Consider the following 17037-nt stretch of genomic DNA (forward strand, 5'->3'; position numbering starts at 1 on the left):
AGTCAGATTTGATTCCAATTTCCGCACTCCAGCATGTCTTGTTTTGCGAACGACAGTACGCTCTCATACATATTGAACAGGTGTGGGCGGAGAACAAATACACCACAGAGGGGAATATACTTCATGAACGGGTTGATGTGGTGCATCATGAGTCGCGACGTAGTAACCGTACAGAATACGGTTTGGCTTTACGATCCCTGCATCATGGCTTGGTAGGCAAGGCCGATTTAGTTGAATTTGAAAAAGCACCCGATGGGAAATATGATTCAATTGTACCGGTGGAGTTCAAGCGTGGCAGGAAAAAGGCAGACAACTTTGACCTGGTGCAGCTGTGTGCTCAGGCACTATGTCTTGAAGAAATGTTCAACGTGGTAGTACCCGAAGGTCAAATCTACTACCTGCAGGAGCATCGCCGAACAACAATTTCATTTGACGACCTACTAAGGGAAGAGACGATTGCAACTGTTGTGCGTACAAGAGATATCTATGATTCGGGTTTAACTCCACCTGCAAAGTATTCCAAGAAAAAATGTGATCGGTGTTCTCTAATCGATATTTGTATGCCACGTACGATGGCACCAAACGGAAAGCAGATTATGAGATATATGAAAAATCAGATTCGGCGAAATCTGCAGGAGGATACCGAATGCGAAAACTTCTAAACACACTATATGTTGGAACCCAAGGTAGCTATCTCAGAAAAGAAGGTGAAACCATTGTGGTCGAGCAAGAAACAAGAAAAATATTACAACTCCCAGTTCATACAGTTGGTGGAATTGTCGCTTTTGGTAATGTTCTGTGTTCACCGTTTCTTCTTGGCTTCTGTGCAGAAAGAGACATAGGAATCTCTTTTTTAACAGAATACGGGCGATTTTTGGCATCGGTGAATGGCCCTGTACGAGGCAATGTACTTCTTCGCAGAGCGCAATACCGTCAAGCAGACAATCCTAAGGTAACCAGCTCACATGCATCAAACTTCGTTGCTGCCAAAATTGCAAATAGTCGCTTGATTCTTCTTCGAACGCTTCGGGATCATAAATCAAAAGTGAATCATAGTTCATTGGATGGTGGAGCTCGTCAACTTGCACAATATCTTAAGCAATTGGAAAAAGTATCGACCACCGATGAGATCAGAGGTGTTGAAGGTGCGGCAGCAGCCGTGTACTTCAGTGTTTTCAATCATTTTATTATTGAACAGAAGAATGATTTTTGTTTTCATGAACGTAGTCGGCGGCCTCCTCTTGATGAAGTAAATGCGTTGCTTTCGTTTACATATACTTTGCTTGCACATGATATGCGATCAGCACTGGAAACAGTTGGGCTTGACCCAGCTGTTGGATTCCTCCACCGCGACCGACCAGGACGCCCAGGTCTTGCACTCGACCTAATGGAAGAGTTACGACCAGTGATTGCTGATAGGCTGGTTTTATCATTGATCAACAGGCGACAGCTTCGAAAAAAAGATTTTAAACGAGCAGAAAATGGTGCGGTGACAATGAATGATGATGCTCGAAAGATTTTACTAACAGAATACCAGAACCGAAAGCAGACAGAAGTTTTTCATCCCTATATTGAGGAAACTATTCCCATTGGTTTGCTTTTTTTCGTTCAGGCAAATTTGCTTGCTCGAAGTATACGCGGCGACATCGAGGGGTATCCTCCCTTTTTTTGGAGATAAATGCTATGATGGTTTTAATAAGCTATGATGTTGCAGTTACCAGTCCTGGTGGAGCCAGACGATTAAGAAAAATTGCCAAGGAATGTCAAAATTATGGGCAACGTGTGCAGTATTCAGTCTTTGAGTGTGTAATTGATCCCGGGCAGTGGGCGCGGCTTAAACATACTCTAGAAGGAATCATTAACGCAGAATTGGACAGTTTACGATATTACTATTTGGGAAAGAACTACCGGAACAGGGTAGAGCATGTTGGTGCGAAGCCTGCACTCGATGTTGATGAACCACTTATAGTATAAAATATCCTTCGCGAACCATAATGATACAAGAAAACAGGGAGCCATCGCGTTGTAGCTAAATATTTACAATGCAATGATCTTTGAAAGAATAGAGAAGGAATTATGAATCCTCATTACAAAAAAAGGGATAGTTCGCGCTTATACTGGTTTAACTCAATACTGAGTAATGATATATTATAGACTGTATCGCTCCCCGTGCGGGAGCGTGGATTGAAACGAGTTTAGCAACCATGTCAAGTTGTTCCTCTGTTATCGCTCCCCGTGCGGGAGCGTGGATTGAAACAAGCATATCCTGACGCAATTTTTTCCAAGCGTCAATCGCTCCCCGTGCGGGAGCGTGGATTGAAACAGCTTCTCCAACAACTTGTTAGCTGTCCACAACGATCGCTCCCCGTGCGGGAGCGTGGATTGAAACAATTGCTGTACCTGACGCTATGTCATTACCTCCCATCGCTCCCCGTGCGGGAGCGTGGATTGAAACGTCCATGTTTTGTATTTTACCCAGCCATCTCCTGATCGCTCCCCGTGCGGGAGCGTGGATTGAAACGTGTTTTGACGACTGGTTTTAACGTACCCGCCACATCGCTCCCCGTGCGGGAGCGTGGATTGAAACGTTTCGACAACGGTAAAGTGGTGTCAGATAACAAATCGCTCCCCGTGCGGGAGCGTGGATTGAAACGTTTTCGCCCTGCGCTGTTTTTCTGCCGTCTGAAATCGCTCCCCGTGCGGGAGCGTGGATTGAAACATAGTTGCCTTCTATTAACTCTTTGACGTGCGTTATCGCTCCCCGTGCGGGAGCGTGGATTGAAACCATAGAAACATGTGCTGCAATATCTGATAATCGTATCGCTCCCCGTGCGGGAGCGTGGATTGAAACTTTGCCCGTGTGTTTAACATCGCTCGTGTCAATCATCGCTCCCCGTGCGGGAGCGTGGATTGAAACCTTGATTCAATCGGTTTTACCGGAGAGTTGGCCGATCGCTCCCCGTGCGGGAGCGTGGATTGAAACCCGCTCGTGGATTGTTGTCTGACGGCGATGAAGAAATCGCTCCCCGTGCGGGAGCGTGGATTGAAACATGTAAATCATCGCCATTATCGGCGTTAGTATTAACATCGCTCCCCGTGCGGGAGCGTGGATTGAAACAACCCAATCACCCCCCGAATCAACAACAGTCTCACATCGCTCCCCGTGCGGGAGCGTGGATTGAAACTCTGCCGAACATTGAAGCTGCGTAAACAGCGCCGATCGCTCCCCGTGCGGGAGCGTGGATTGAAACGTTGCCCCCTTACACTTATAATAATAGCGCATCTATCGCTCCCCGTGCGGGAGCGTGGATTGAAACGAAAATCTCTTCTAACAATTCAATGTCTTCAATGATCGCTCCCCGTGCGGGAGCGTGGATTGAAACAAAACTTTGGTAATCGACAGCATTACACAGCTGAAATCGCTCCCCGTGCGGGAGCGTGGATTGAAACACTATCATCACTACAGGCACCGAGCAAACGCCCGATCGCTCCCCGTGCGGGAGCGTGGATTGAAACCATGCAGTAGCCTGATTGGTACCGAACAGTTTTTATCGCTCCCCGTGCGGGAGCGTGGATTGAAACACACCATCATCCAAACTCCTAAGCATAGGCTCCAATCGCTCCCCGTGCGGGAGCGTGGATTGAAACATCGTCGGCGGGTCGTACAGGCAGTTAAGGCTGGATCGCTCCCCGTGCGGGAGCGTGGATTGAAACCTTTGCAAAAAACGTGACAGCGTGCAACGCTGGCATCGCTCCCCGTGCGGGAGCGTGGATTGAAACCAGTCGCCCTAACCTGTTCGCAAGTGCGCGCTTAATCGCTCCCCGTGCGGGAGCGTGGATTGAAACATCAATTGCTGCTTTGATGTACTGCAGTGTGGTATCGCTCCCCGTGCGGGAGCGTGGATTGAAACCATGCGACCGTCGAATGGTGACAGTATAGAGCGCATCGCTCCCCGTGCGGGAGCGTGGATTGAAACTCAGGGTCGGTGTCGGTGTTGCTCGTAGTAACATATCGCTCCCCGTGCGGGAGCGTGGATTGAAACATGGCTCGGGGTGCCGTATACCGATACTACCGGACATCGCTCCCCGTGCGGGAGCGTGGATTGAAACACCATTCCGGGTGACAGCTCTGCGGTATCAAGCGATCGCTCCCCGTGCGGGAGCGTGGATTGAAACTTTCCATCCGGGGATTTCCAAACAAAAATAGGCGATCGCTCCCCGTGCGGGAGCGTGGATTGAAACTCTACTGAAACAGATGAAAACGGCTATCCAATATATCGCTCCCCGTGCGGGAGCGTGGATTGAAACAGAATATATGGTCAAAGATCATGCAGGGTATGCTATCGCTCCCCGTGCGGGAGCGTGGATTGAAACCTTAAAACGGCACATCATCATCAAAGCCAGTGCCAATCGCTCCCCGTGCGGGAGCGTGGATTGAAACCCTGGACCAGCGGACAGGCGGGGCTGCAGTTCTTATCGCTCCCCGTGCGGGAGCGTGGATTGAAACATAAACACCTGCAATGTTTGTGAGTGGATTGGTCATCGCTCCCCGTGCGGGAGCGTGGATTGAAACATTGAAGTCTTTGAACTTGTCTAGAGCTATGTCTATCGCTCCCCGTGCGGGAGCGTGGATTGAAACGGCTATCAGGAAGCCATTTAGAGGAATCCACCTTGATCGCTCCCCGTGCGGGAGCGTGGATTGAAACATGTTATCTTTTTTCAGTCTGACCTTAAGAGCAGATCGCTCCCCGTGCGGGAGCGTGGATTGAAACACATGCTAGGTCAGTCGAAACAAAGAAAGTAAAAGATCGCTCCCCGTGCGGGAGCGTGGATTGAAACTCGGCGGTCGTGACGGTGGACAGCAATCAGCGCCATCGCTCCCCGTGCGGGAGCGTGGATTGAAACCGCTGTCGTCTATCGTGTAGACCCTCTCAACGCTATCGCTCCCCGTGCGGGAGCGTGGATTGAAACACACTCATGAAGATGATAATATCTTTGCTACTAAATCGCTCCCCGTGCGGGAGCGTGGATTGAAACTTGTAGTCATGTGCGTGATTATGTTCATACTATCACATCGCTCCCCGTGCGGGAGCGTGGATTGAAACCTGGAACTTTGCGCGCTGCTGCTCGGCTAATGTTATCGCTCCCCGTGCGGGAGCGTGGATTGAAACAGCTCACCGAATAGAGCGCCAGCGTTCTGGGCATATCGCTCCCCGTGCGGGAGCGTGGATTGAAACTCCGGGAGCTGCGTAGAACTCGGCAAAGCCCTCTATCGCTCCCCGTGCGGGAGCGTGGATTGAAACAGCGCCCGCATGAACTTCGATTCGCCCAGCATCTTATCGCTCCCCGTGCGGGAGCGTGGATTGAAACCTGCTTAACAGTTATCGGAGTGCGTTCCACATCATCGCTCCCCGTGCGGGAGCGTGGATTGAAACTCTGCACGCATTGCAGCGCGCACTATTTCGCAGTCATCGCTCCCCGTGCGGGAGCGTGGATTGAAACCATTTGTGGGCAACATAGACACGAGAGCGCCTAATCGCTCCCCGTGCGGGAGCGTGGATTGAAACGCCCTCTGCCCCAATGCGGCGTCCTGTATGTCGGATCGCTCCCCGTGCGGGAGCGTGGATTGAAACACAGACCGCCTTGCTTTTGACACAAGACGTTTACATCGCTCCCCGTGCGGGAGCGTGGATTGAAACACTACAGGCACCAAGCAAGCGCCCGATTATAGCAAATCGCTCCCCGTGCGGGAGCGTGGATTGAAACGTCACGGAATATTATGTTTCCGTATCTGCGCTCTTATCGCTCCCCGTGCGGGAGCGTGGATTGAAACTGGCAGGATATTGTTGGCACATCAGGCGATGCACATCGCTCCCCGTGCGGGAGCGTGGATTGAAACACCGTCGATACTGACACGGTGGAGTGTTGCGAAGATCGCTCCCCGTGCGGGAGCGTGGATTGAAACATATCGCACATTTTACAATTAGTCATACCACTCCCATCGCTCCCCGTGCGGGAGCGTGGATTGAAACGAAAATGTATCAATGAGAAACAAAGACCGATCAAATCGCTCCCCGTGCGGGAGCGTGGATTGAAACCAAATCCGTTCAACCCTTGCCCCGTCTAATATCTCATCGCTCCCCGTGCGGGAGCGTGGATTGAAACTGTTTGCCGGTATACAGAGCATAGATAAACACGATCGCTCCCCGTGCGGGAGCGTGGATTGAAACATGGATAATGATTTGTGTCTCATGAAGCAAGGCAATCGCTCCCCGTGCGGGAGCGTGGATTGAAACCCGAACCGAACTGACGTTCCGTCACGCCAAAAGATTATCGCTCCCCGTGCGGGAGCGTGGATTGAAACCGCAGAGGCCAGAACGAAGAGCAGCAGATTGTGGATCGCTCCCCGTGCGGGAGCGTGGATTGAAACACAACAAATGCACAAAATAATGCAAATATTTTCACATCGCTCCCCGTGCGGGAGCGTGGATTGAAACGTGTATGTTGCCTATTACTGAGCAGTCAATCGCTATCGCTCCCCGTGCGGGAGCGTGGATTGAAACTGTTAGTTATAGAGCAAGCGACCTTGACCGCAAAAATCGCTCCCCGTGCGGGAGCGTGGATTGAAACTAATTTAGGCACCTGTGCTGTTTCGCTAAAGTCTGATCGCTCCCCGTGCGGGAGCGTGGATTGAAACCACATATTCCTTACTCTCGCAATCCTTGCAGTATATCGCTCCCCGTGCGGGAGCGTGGATTGAAACATTGGTAAAAACAGGTCAACGGGATTGTCAGGCACATCGCTCCCCGTGCGGGAGCGTGGATTGAAACAACAACCTGAACCTTAACAACCCGAATCAGCAGGCATCGCTCCCCGTGCGGGAGCGTGGATTGAAACGCCGGTGCGGTATTTGTGTATTATATCCTCGCGTATCGCTCCCCGTGCGGGAGCGTGGATTGAAACATGGTCAACTACCGGGTTCACTGCGTCCACTGATATCGCTCCCCGTGCGGGAGCGTGGATTGAAACTCGACAAGAGGGTGTTTGAGGGGAAATCCTACGTATCGCTCCCCGTGCGGGAGCGTGGATTGAAACCTGAAAAAGACATCGTATTGTTCACAGGGGCAGGATCGCTCCCCGTGCGGGAGCGTGGATTGAAACTTGGTCTCCCCATGTTGTCCTCCTTTGGGAATGGATCGCTCCCCGTGCGGGAGCGTGGATTGAAACCCGTCATAGAAGTCAGTATATTCCTGCAGCTCTGATCGCTCCCCGTGCGGGAGCGTGGATTGAAACCCAGTGTCTGCTCTCCATCATCCAGCTCATTGTATCGCTCCCCGTGCGGGAGCGTGGATTGAAACCACGGCCAGTGGATTATCGTCAAGCTGCGCGAACATCGCTCCCCGTGCGGGAGCGTGGATTGAAACTACACTAGCCATGAAATAATCCCTGAAGTATCCTATCGCTCCCCGTGCGGGAGCGTGGATTGAAACTAAGTCAACTATAGTGCCCTTTGCTTCAAAAGTCATCGCTCCCCGTGCGGGAGCGTGGATTGAAACATTGAAGACAACCGCAAGCTCTCCACCTGTGACACATCGCTCCCCGTGCGGGAGCGTGGATTGAAACAACTGTACATGAGGAAGTCCGCGAACGCACGACCATCGCTCCCCGTGCGGGAGCGTGGATTGAAACCACGGCCAGTGGATTATCGTCAAGCTGCGCGAACATCGCTCCCCGTGCGGGAGCGTGGATTGAAACCAGTCGGACAGCCGCCGTGCTTGATCAGTGTAAAATCGCTCCCCGTGCGGGAGCGTGGATTGAAACGATATATCGAACACCACAAAACATTCCCATTCACTATCGCTCCCCATGCGGGAGCGTACATTGAATCAAATCAGCCGACCTATACTAATGCGATGCATTGCTCAATGATTAAGTATCAAAACAATCCGTATATGCAAATATTAATTTACCTTTAAGGTAAAAAACAGTTTGACAATTCAGCATAGTCACCCGATACTATACTCAAATGAAATCCTGTTTTGTCGTCAGGTTTATTGAGACTGCGAAAGACATTAATGGCTTTATGTCATGGAGAGCCATGCACTTTGATAGATTGCAGGAATTCAGGAACCGGTATTCCTTCCGGCTGACAGGAAAATACCGTCTGGAAGTTGAAATTAATAGGGAGAATGTTGAAAGGACACGTTTGTGTAGTCGGTAGTGACGAAATTAGGAAGCAATATAAATAAAACCGGACTATCGGGTAATAGGAGCAGAGACATGATTGATTCCAGCGATGTAAAGTCCTTTATTACTGTGGGGCCGGGACAATATATAAAAGATTATCTTGAAGACAGGGACTGGAGTCAGGAGGAGCTGGCAGAGCTTATCGATCTGTCACCCAAGCAGCTTAGCCAGATAATCAATAATAAGGTCAGAATCACTATTGAAACGGCACGGTTGTTGGGTAAAGCATTTGAAACGAGCGCTGAATTGTGGCTCAATCTGGACACTCAGTATCGGCTGTCCATTGAATCAGATTCAAAAAAAGAGAATGAGACAGAAAGAAAACTTGAAATAATTAAAAGAATGCCGGCGTCGGAAATTCTGAAGAAAGGATGGTTTTCAGGAGATACAAGCGCTGAAGGATATGAAGATCTTTATCGAAGCATTTGGTCCACTGAGCCTGATGACTGTTCAGTATACGACAATGCCGGGCAGGAATATTGCGCCAGGCAAAAAAAAGGGAAAAGCGAATACACAAGCAACTATACCCTCACCTGGAGGAAAGTAGCCGGAATAAAATCAAAAAAAATCGAAGTTCCTGAGTATGATAAAAAGAAGCTTGAAGAGATCGTTAGCATGTATTCAAGGTATACCTTCATGAAAGATGGAATAGCTCGACTTGTTTCCGATCTGAATGAGGCAGGAATAAAGTTTTTTGTGCTCTCTCATGTTTCAAAGACATATCTGGATGGAGCCTGTTTCCTGGATGAGGGTAATCCGGCAATAGTTTTTACCGCGCGTCATGACCGTGTGGATATTTTCTGGTTTACCCTGGCTCATGAAATTGCCCATGTGTTGTTACATCTGGACAAAAAAATCTGTGATGCCTTTCTCGATGATATTGTTGAGCATATCGGTGGTGATGAAAGGGAGAATGAAGCTGATGTCAAAGCCGAAGAAATGCTGAGGGTTGGTGAGATCCTGCAGAAATCACAGCCGTACCTGAATTATTTCTCTGAAGTTAAACTGAAAAAGATTGCCGAGGAATTACAGATTGAAGAATCAGTTATTCTTTGGGTACTACATCAGAAGGGCCATGTTGATTACAGAAAGGTGAACAAGTACAAGAAAAAAGTACTGCCACTTATTCCGAAAGAATTGGTTATGGGGTAAAAGATGGAAAATAAAATTGAGATTTACAAAACAGCAAAAGGAACTGAAATCAGTGTAAGACTGGAAGAAGATACTATCTGGCTTGACGCCCATTCCATTGCAGAACTTTTTGAGGTGAAAAGACCGGCAATCGTTAAGCATATTGGAAATATTTACAACTCTGAGGAACTGGAAAAAGAATCAACCTGTTCCATTTTGGAACAGGTTGCCGCAGATAAGAAAAAAAGAAAGATGAATTTATATAATCTGGATATGATTTTATCTATAGGTTATAGGGTCAATTCTTCACAGGCTACACAATTCCGCCAATGGGCAACCCAGCGCCTGAAAAACTACCTGGTTCAGGGCTATGCCATAAACGAAAATCGGCTGCAGCAAAAACAGCAGGAAGTAGAATATCTGAAAACCGGCATCCGGATTGTCAGCCGGGCCATTGAAGCAGCTGCAGATGAAAAAGATCGGGAAGTCTTTCATCTCTTTTCTCATGGTCTTGCCCTTCTCGACGACTACGACCATGAAGCCCTGGACATAAAAGGAAACACCCGGCAAACGGCTGTCTATCCTAGCTATGACGACTATATGAAACTCATAAAAGATATGTATTCCGATTTCAAATCTGATGTGTTTGCTCAGCCTAAAGATGAAAGCTTTAATAGTTCTATTGGTCAGATTCAACAGAGATTTGGCGGAACAGAACTATACCCGACCATAGAGGAGAAAGCGGCCAATCTGCTTTACTTTATTACCAAAAACCACTCCTTTGTGGATGGAAACAAACGCATTGCCGCAGCCTGTTTTCTCTTGTTTCTGGAACAGAATAATATCCTGATTAAAAAGGACGGCAGCCTCATTATGGACAACAATACTCTGGCGGCCGTAACCCTGTTTATAGCCACCAGCAAAGCGGATGAAGCAGACATAGTGAAACGGTTAATAATCAGCATCCTCAACAGGAACCAGGAGTAGGAAATAAACAACTCCTGTAAGATAAAAGTGCAGGATGATCGACGGCATAAGCCAGGCTATTAACCTGGCCCCATCCTTATTGGATCCCAAAATCGGGATGTCAGCTGTGCTGCTTCGTGTTCGGGTGGTATCTCGGGATCCGGGCAATAGCGGCAGATATTCAGGATGTCGCGTTCAAGCATTGCCTGCCCGCGAGTGTTGTACCTTACGTCAACTGCTTGCGGAAAATCTATGATTACCGGCTTGCCCTTGCTTACGAGAACATTGTACGGGGAGAGATCTCCGTGAATAATGTCAAGATTCAGCATGTTATCAATCGCATTCAGCAGAATGGACTTGATCTCCCGGCGTTCTTCACGCTCGCATCGGTAATCCCGCAGCCGTGGAGCTGCTTCGAATGTTTCGTCATCTGCATAGATAAATTCCATCGCCAGTGCAGTTGTGCCTTTGGCAACAGGAAACGGTACGGGTAGTCCTTCATCATACAGACGCTGAATTACCGAGAATTCTGAATCCACCCAGAATGCCTGGAGCAAGCTCGGTGTCGAGAGAATATGCATTGTGTCCCTCCGGTTGATTCCGGCTTCGATAAACCTGCCCTGGAGGTAGCCCGACATGGCCTTGAAGCTTCGGTGTTCGATGTTCTTGTAGACCTTGACGGCCACTTCAGGTGAACGTGCCATTTCATCTGCCGGACACCGATATACACAGGCTTCCTTTCCCTGTTTGAGAACAGGTCCGCCTGCGGAGATAACACCTTCTGTAATAAAGTATGCGAACGCGGAAAGCTCTTCCGGTTCATCAAAATCAGTAAAATTCATGGTAATCCTTACGGCGCATCTTTAATGCGCGTCAATTGAGTAGCCAGTTTGTCGATTACGATACTGCCGTCAGGATTCTTGCGTGCTTAGCGTGAATGTAGGAAGAGTGACAGTACCGCCCCTGTAGTGATCGAGTTATTCTGCATGTACTGCCTCCTTGCTTCGGGATGTGATAAAGAAACTGTAACCGGTGCTCCTATGATATAACAAGTGAAAGAACAGGTTTAATTATTCTAGTCCTGGAGAAATACTGAATGAAAAATTGATTCGAGGTCTCCGACCGGAGCAGATTCAGGATCAATCAAAAAATGTAATGCGAATCCGGTATCTAGTGCCATAAATAATTGCGCGGCAGTTTCTATGGAATAGCGTGGGGTTTGTTTACTGCTTGCGTATGCCTGTTCAATCATTCGGGTGATTCCATGTAGTGTATCTCTGAAAAATTTTCTCACCGTGTCGTGTAGGTGCTCTGTTCTGGCAGCATGGAGGAAAAATTCCACTTTGAGCAGAATCCATGTCCGTAGCTCCGGTGGGTTCCGTCGATATTCATCCTGGTATCCACGGAGTATCTCGTCAAAGCCGGCTCCGGCTGCAAGCGCCTGCTGTGTCTCATGCATGGTTTCATTATTCTGCTGCATTATTACACGGAGAAAAATTTCTTCCTTGTCTGCAAAGTGGGCGTAAAAGGCTCCCTTGGTATACCCTGCAACTTCGACAATTTTATCTATTGATGTTCCATGGAAACCGTGCTCAGGGAATGACCTGGTTGCTGCTGCAATCAAATCTGCACGGGTCTGTTTTTTCTGTTCCTCACGGTTAAGTCTTTTTTTCTGCATTTCTTTCCTGATTTCTGGATTTTTCATATACTATGTAGTATTAATATACTATCTAGTATATTAACGCATATTACAGAAGGAGACAAGCATGCTCAGCATTGATTCGTTGGTGAAGGTATACCCAGGAGGTGTCCGGGCCAATGATGGTATTACACTGCAAATTGAACGCGGTGAGGTTTTCGGTCTTCTGGGACCGAATGGTGCAGGAAAGACTACTTTAGTCTCGCAGGTAGGTGGGTATCTGAAACCGACATCTGGCAGGATGCTGCTGGATGGAGTTGATCTGGTTCGTTCCCCGCGACACGCCCGCAGTCGCTGTTCTATTCAGCCGCAGGGACAGATCACATTAGGAGGATTATCTCCGACACAAGCGGTGCAGACCGTCGGGCTTATCCGGGGAGGTAGCCGAAGCGATGTTAAAAAACGGACGGCGCATCTGTTTTCAGAACTGGAGCTGAATGAATGGGCCAATGCAGGAGGTGAACATCTCTCCGGCGGTGTGAAGCGTCTGGTTACCTTCTGCATGGCGGCGGTAGTACCAGGGGATGTGGTGATACTCGATGAGCCGACCAACGATGTGGATCCTATGCGGCGAAGACTGCTGTGGAAGCAGATTCGAGCATTGAAGGATTTTGGTGCTGCGGTATTTCTTATTACCCATAATGTGCATGAGGCAGAGGCTGCAGTAGATCGATTATCAATCATTGATCATGGAAAAATACAGGCCATAGGAACCCCGAGGGATATCGCTGGAGACAGCTCACTGGAAGATGTATACATCAGAATTGCTCATCTGAGTATGGAGGAGAAGTAATATGGGATTGTTCTATTATATGTATTGGCAGTTTAACCGGAACCGTCTGCATGTTCTGCTCTTTTTCATTGTCCAGACCCTCATTTCTGTGGGAGTGATTTTTGGATTCTCGTTTCTGCTGCCGGAAATTGACACGATGACGGCCTTGTATCTTACTACCGGTGCGCCGACCGTAATTATGCTCACCACCGGACTTACTATTCTGTCACAAATGGTAGCAGAGGATAAAACAAAAGGAATTCTGGAGTATATGCTTTCATGGCCAATCGGGCGCTGGGTATATATAGTCGGGGATTCAATCTACTGGTTCTGCATAACCCTGCCGGGGATTCTATTGGCATTCGTAATTGGATCCTGGTATCTGGACATCAGCATTACTATCTCGGTTGCTGGAATTATGGTGTTGTTATTCATCGGGTTCACTTCAATGTGCATTGGATACGCCATGGCAGCGCTGCTGCCGCCAAAAACAACGCATTTAATGAGTCAGATCCTGATTTTTGCGGTTCTGCTGTTTTCTCCTATAAATTTCCCACCCGAACGCCTGCCTGGCTGGTTAGCGGCTGTTCATCGCTGGCTCCCGCTGCAGCATGTAGCAGATACCATGCGAGCTGCCTTTGCTCCTGATTATTTCACTGCTGAGCTGCAATCTTACGTGATTGTTGCAGTCTGGGCGCTTGTCGCATTCCTGGCAGCCCTGTGGTCCCTGCGAAAGCGTGGGTAGGAAGCACAGCAGGGCGATCGGCGAAAATTCTTCCGGTTTCTCCGTCAGGACCAGAAATTTTTACTGTAATTTTTTTGACTTTCCAACAATCAGCTACTACAGTACAAATCAAGGTAACTGATTCAAGGAGGAGGATAAATGATTCCCGATATTACTGACACTCGATGGGAGCAGCTTGTGACAGGCGGTATAGCTCATCAATTCAAATCGACCCCGGCTGGGATGTGCGTTTCCAGGAACGTTCGCAGATTGGCTGGTGATGGTTCAGCCGAGACCCGGCAGAAGGCTGTCTCGGAGGTTCACGCTTTTTTTTCCAAGTATGCACATATTCTTGGTGAAGACATTCAGGCAGTATTCGGTTAGGAGAACAACGTATGCTCAAGACAACTCAGGAATTAGAGAAAGATATCAGCGCCGGTAAGTGTCTGTTTATTGCTGGTGAAGAGAGGCTGTTGAAACAGCTTCCAAAGGGTAACTGGATTGCCGGGACTATTCCCTATTTCATGGATGAGTCCGGTGGGACCGTAAGCCAGGACAGGGTTTTTGTAACCGAGGCTCCGGGTGCGGTAATAAACACCAGAATCAAGATGTACGAGGAAAAGGCCTTGCCGCAGATTCCTGCTGATGCTCCGGAAAATGGCTTTTCACTGGTCATTATTCCAGCTACCAGCCCTGCGCACACGGCATATGCTCAGAACGCTCCTGATTATGCGGGGCTGTTCATGAAAAGCATTATCGGCTGGATTGCCGGGGTACATCTGGATGATCTGGGCAGCATTACACCCAAGGTCTTCGACGGCAGTACCGGGCAGGTCTCGGATCAGGCAGCGGTGGTCATGCACTGCGAAATTCAGGCGGGTCGGACACCGGAAATCGGCATCATAAACCTGTTCCGGCAGGGGAATGGCGATACGATTACCTTCAGTGAAACCGGCTTTTCTGCCGGTGATTGTTTCGTTAACGGTGTACAGGAAAACCTGGCTGCCTATCTGAGACGAATCAATGCTGATACAAGATTGCCGCTGGTTGCCAATTACAGCGGTGCAATGGTGAATGTCAGTTTCCAGGCTGTCAAAGACAATACGGTTGATTTTTACGCACCGGTTTTCTCCGGCGTTGAGTACAGAATTGCCAGTCCGATTCAGGACTATGTCACCGAATTCACCAAGGCTTTACCCAGTGACGTCGAAACCGCATTCTCATGCAACTGTATTCTGAACTTCCTGTACTCGGAACTGGAAGGAAAGCAGACTCCTGGAATGTCGGGGCCGATTACCTTCGGCGAAATAGCCTACCAGCTTCTGAACCAGACGCTGGTATATCTGCAGATCAAGTAGAGACCTGCAACTACCGTTTTAACCGCTCGGCAGGCTTGTTCTGTCGGGCGTTGTTTTTTGGAATTACAGGCGTTCCCGGAATAATTTTATGAACTCAACCGGAAGCATGGCAGGGAATTCTCGATATCTATAAAAACGATAACACGTGAGGAAATTGCAAAATGACGTGCAATTTCCTCCTCGCATTAGTAGCGAATTCTCAAGTTGTTTTATGTAAACAACTTGAGAATTTATAATCTTGCGAATGCTCATGCAAAATGTAATTTTGCAAAAAGCTCACGTATTTGTCAAATCCTGCGCCAGGGATCGCAGCGGTACCCCGCAGGGTGTAGAGATTCGCGAAGCGATATCTCAAACCCGAGGAGTTGAAGCGGAGAGCCCGACCCGCTACCTGCCGGTAGTGGGTGGCGCCCTCATGTATAAGCTCGTGAGCAACTATGATATAATTTATTATACACAGGAAATTGCAAAATTATGTGCAATTTCCTCCTCGCATCAGTAGCGAATTCTCAAGTTGTTTTATGTAAACAACTTGAGAATTTATAATCTTGCGAATGCTCATGCAAAATTTAATTTTGCAAAAAGCTATTAAATTGCTTCATTGCCGGAGGGCTTATGATTGTTGCAGTGGGAGTTCTTGCGTTTCTGCTTGGGCTGGGTGTGGCGTCGCTGCTGTTTTCTGTTCGTGTACGCCGTGACCGGCAGGCAATGCAGGCAGGTGAGCGGGAGCTGCATTCGGCGGAGGACTCTGTGGGCTCGCTGCGTTCGGCCTTGCAGGAGCTGGGAGATGTTGAGGGGCGGATTTCGCGGCGGATGGCGGTGACCAGAACGGGGACGCGGTACATCAGCATGGCGATTGGCGAGATGCGTCAGGCGGTGAATACACTGTCGAGTGAGACCCAGGATACCACGGCGGTTATCGAGCAGATCAGTCAGTCGATCGGTTCGTTGAGTGAGTTGATTCAGGATCAGTCTTCCATGGTGGAGGAGGCTTCGGCTGCTACCGAAGAGATGGTGGCGAATATTTCTTCCTTGCGGCGCATGCTGGATTCGAACTCCGGACATTTTGATACCCTGAACCAGAAGTTCCAGCTGGGCAAGGATCACATGACTCAGCTCGATACTTTGATCCGACAGATTGCGGCTGAGTCGGATGGGCTGGAAGAGGCCAATGAGGTGCTTCAGTCGATTTCATCCCAGACGAATCTGCTGGCTATGAATGCGGCGATCGAGGCGGCTCATGCAGGAGAGTCGGGGCGCGGCTTTGCGGTAGTTGCAGCGGAAATCCGCAAGCTGGCCGAGAATGCGGCTGCGCAATCGCGGTCGATCAGCAATAATCTGACGAAGGTCAGAACCAGAATCGGAGATACCGCAGAGGCCAGTGAGGTGTCCCAGCGGCTCATTGAGGAGCTTTCGGGCGTAATCCGCAATGTGCATGACCGGGAGCGGGAGATAACCATGGCGATGCAGGAGCAGGCTGAGGGCAGTGGGCAGGTTACGCAGGCTCTGGAGCGGATGATCGGCTTGACTTCGGAGGTTTCCAGCGCATCCATGGAGATGGCAACGGGGCGTGAGCGCATGGTGCATTCCATGCAGGTAATCGGGAATGCCAACCAGGCCTTGATGGAACGGGTCGAGGGGGTTTCCGATCAGAGCGAGGAGCTCGACAGGACGGTGAGCGAGGTTTCGGCGGCGGCGCAGGATATTGTTCAGGTTCTGGAACGAAACGGGGTCCGGTCCGGGGCTTCTGCCGGGGATCTGTATGAGTTCCGGTTTGATGCTGATACAAGGATTATGCATGAGGTAATTCGTGGGGTCTGGCAGGAAGATGATGCACGAAGATATCTGCAGGATTTTCACAATGCGATGCAGGGACACACGGCTTCGGCCTGGGGGCTGGTGACCGATCTGCGTGAGTGGGACACTGCTGATGAAGCAGTCGAAGCGGTTATTATGGAATCCTTTCAATGGAACCGTGAGCATGCTATGCAGGCCAACGCCAATGTGGTTCAGAGTGCGCTGAACCGTATGCAGATGCAGCGGATGTTTGCCGAGGGCGGGGTTGAGGATATCTGCCAGGCTTTTGTAGATATTAATGAGGCTGTTGACTGGGTTGCGGCTCATGTCCGGACCTGAGTAT

General features: G+C 49.3%; 13 protein-coding genes and 1 CRISPR repeat array. Of the genes, 11 read left to right on the plus strand and 2 right to left on the minus strand.

What is annotated here, in order from left to right:
- Positions 1-8: 8 nt before the first annotated feature.
- The 5 genes from cas4 to ACYQ2L_RS00490 all read left to right on the plus strand — a co-directional run bounded on the left by cas4 (position 9) and on the right by ACYQ2L_RS00490 (position 10365).
- On the plus strand, positions 9-662 hold the full coding sequence (gene cas4 / locus ACYQ2L_RS00470; RefSeq protein ID WP_460049890.1) for a CRISPR-associated protein Cas4: 654 nt from the start codon (positions 9-11) through the stop codon (positions 660-662).
- Positions 647-1678 (plus strand): type I-C CRISPR-associated endonuclease Cas1c, encoded by a 1032-nt coding sequence (cas1c, locus tag ACYQ2L_RS00475; RefSeq protein WP_460049892.1) that lies wholly within the window; start codon positions 647-649, stop codon positions 1676-1678. The genes cas4 and cas1c overlap by 16 nt, the downstream gene beginning before the upstream one ends.
- A gap of 5 nt (positions 1679-1683) precedes the next feature.
- Complete coding sequence (gene cas2 / locus ACYQ2L_RS00480) at positions 1684-1974, plus strand: CRISPR-associated endonuclease Cas2 (protein ID WP_460049894.1); 291 nt, start codon at positions 1684-1686, stop codon at positions 1972-1974.
- Positions 1975-2159: 185 nt separating this feature from the next.
- Positions 2160-7888: direct repeats of the CRISPR family, unit length 32 nt; unit sequence ATCGCTCCCCGTGCGGGAGCGTGGATTGAAAC.
- 392 nt (positions 7889-8280) lie between these two features.
- Positions 8281-9399 carry a HigA family addiction module antitoxin gene (locus ACYQ2L_RS00485; protein ID WP_460049896.1) on the plus strand — a complete coding sequence of 373 codons (1119 nt, stop codon included), beginning with the start codon at positions 8281-8283 and terminating at the stop codon, positions 9397-9399.
- Between the two features lie 3 nt (positions 9400-9402).
- On the plus strand, positions 9403-10365 hold the full coding sequence (locus ACYQ2L_RS00490; protein ID WP_460049898.1) for a virulence RhuM family protein/type II toxin-antitoxin system death-on-curing family toxin: 963 nt from the start codon (positions 9403-9405) through the stop codon (positions 10363-10365).
- Positions 10366-10424: 59 nt separating this feature from the next.
- Here ACYQ2L_RS00490 and ACYQ2L_RS00495 read toward each other — a convergent pair whose 3' ends face one another.
- On the minus strand, positions 10425-11186 hold the full coding sequence (locus tag ACYQ2L_RS00495) for an RIO1 family regulatory kinase/ATPase domain-containing protein (protein ID WP_460049899.1): 762 nt from the start codon (positions 11184-11186) through the stop codon (positions 10425-10427).
- 233 nt (positions 11187-11419) lie between these two features.
- Positions 11420-12049, minus strand: coding sequence for a TetR/AcrR family transcriptional regulator (locus ACYQ2L_RS00500; protein WP_460049901.1), 630 nt, complete (start codon positions 12047-12049; stop codon positions 11420-11422).
- A 61-nt stretch (positions 12050-12110) separates the two neighbouring features.
- Between ACYQ2L_RS00500 and ACYQ2L_RS00505 the strand changes: the two genes are divergently transcribed.
- The 6 genes from ACYQ2L_RS00505 to ACYQ2L_RS00530 all read left to right on the plus strand — a co-directional run bounded on the left by ACYQ2L_RS00505 (position 12111) and on the right by ACYQ2L_RS00530 (position 17033).
- Positions 12111-12836 (plus strand): ABC transporter ATP-binding protein, encoded by a 726-nt coding sequence (locus ACYQ2L_RS00505; protein ID WP_460049903.1) that lies wholly within the window; start codon positions 12111-12113, stop codon positions 12834-12836.
- A 1-nt stretch (position 12837) separates the two neighbouring features.
- The gene (locus tag ACYQ2L_RS00510; RefSeq protein WP_460049905.1) at positions 12838-13560 is read left to right on the plus strand and encodes an ABC transporter permease; all 723 of its coding nucleotides are present in this window, start codon (positions 12838-12840) and stop codon (positions 13558-13560) included.
- A 138-nt stretch (positions 13561-13698) separates the two neighbouring features.
- Positions 13699-13923, plus strand: a complete 225-nt coding sequence (locus ACYQ2L_RS00515) for a hypothetical protein (RefSeq protein WP_460049907.1) — start codon at positions 13699-13701, stop codon at positions 13921-13923.
- 11 nt (positions 13924-13934) lie between these two features.
- Positions 13935-14897, plus strand: coding sequence for a DUF6976 family protein (locus ACYQ2L_RS00520; protein WP_460049909.1), 963 nt, complete (start codon positions 13935-13937; stop codon positions 14895-14897).
- A gap of 250 nt (positions 14898-15147) precedes the next feature.
- On the plus strand, positions 15148-15399 hold the full coding sequence (locus ACYQ2L_RS00525; RefSeq protein ID WP_460049911.1) for a hypothetical protein: 252 nt from the start codon (positions 15148-15150) through the stop codon (positions 15397-15399).
- Positions 15400-15512: 113 nt separating this feature from the next.
- Complete coding sequence (locus ACYQ2L_RS00530) at positions 15513-17033, plus strand: methyl-accepting chemotaxis protein (protein WP_460049913.1); 1521 nt, start codon at positions 15513-15515, stop codon at positions 17031-17033.
- Positions 17034-17037 lie beyond the last annotated feature (4 nt).

The sequence above is a fragment of the Spirochaeta dissipatitropha genome, from assembly GCF_054657935.1.

Excerpts from the sequence above, each read along its gene's own strand:
- cas1c (WP_460049892.1), top strand. The coding sequence starts at position 647 with ATGCGAAAACTTCTAAACACACTATATGTTGGAACCCAAGGTAGCTAT.
- ACYQ2L_RS00505 (WP_460049903.1), top strand. The coding sequence starts at position 12,111 with ATGCTCAGCATTGATTCGTTGGTGAAGGTATACCCAGGAGGTGTCCGG.
- ACYQ2L_RS00485 (WP_460049896.1), top strand. The coding sequence starts at position 8,281 with ATGATTGATTCCAGCGATGTAAAGTCCTTTATTACTGTGGGGCCGGGA.
- ACYQ2L_RS00525 (WP_460049911.1), top strand. The coding sequence starts at position 15,148 with ATGCAAAATGTAATTTTGCAAAAAGCTCACGTATTTGTCAAATCCTGC.
- ACYQ2L_RS00510 (WP_460049905.1), top strand. The coding sequence starts at position 12,838 with ATGGGATTGTTCTATTATATGTATTGGCAGTTTAACCGGAACCGTCTG.
- ACYQ2L_RS00530 (WP_460049913.1), top strand. The coding sequence starts at position 15,513 with ATGATTGTTGCAGTGGGAGTTCTTGCGTTTCTGCTTGGGCTGGGTGTG.
- ACYQ2L_RS00495 (WP_460049899.1), bottom strand. The coding sequence starts at position 11,186 with ATGAATTTTACTGATTTTGATGAACCGGAAGAGCTTTCCGCGTTCGCA.
- cas2 (WP_460049894.1), top strand. The coding sequence starts at position 1,684 with ATGATGGTTTTAATAAGCTATGATGTTGCAGTTACCAGTCCTGGTGGA.
- ACYQ2L_RS00515 (WP_460049907.1), top strand. The coding sequence starts at position 13,699 with ATGATTCCCGATATTACTGACACTCGATGGGAGCAGCTTGTGACAGGC.
- ACYQ2L_RS00490 (WP_460049898.1), top strand. The coding sequence starts at position 9,403 with ATGGAAAATAAAATTGAGATTTACAAAACAGCAAAAGGAACTGAAATC.
- ACYQ2L_RS00500 (WP_460049901.1), bottom strand. The coding sequence starts at position 12,049 with ATGAAAAATCCAGAAATCAGGAAAGAAATGCAGAAAAAAAGACTTAAC.
- ACYQ2L_RS00520 (WP_460049909.1), top strand. The coding sequence starts at position 13,935 with ATGCTCAAGACAACTCAGGAATTAGAGAAAGATATCAGCGCCGGTAAG.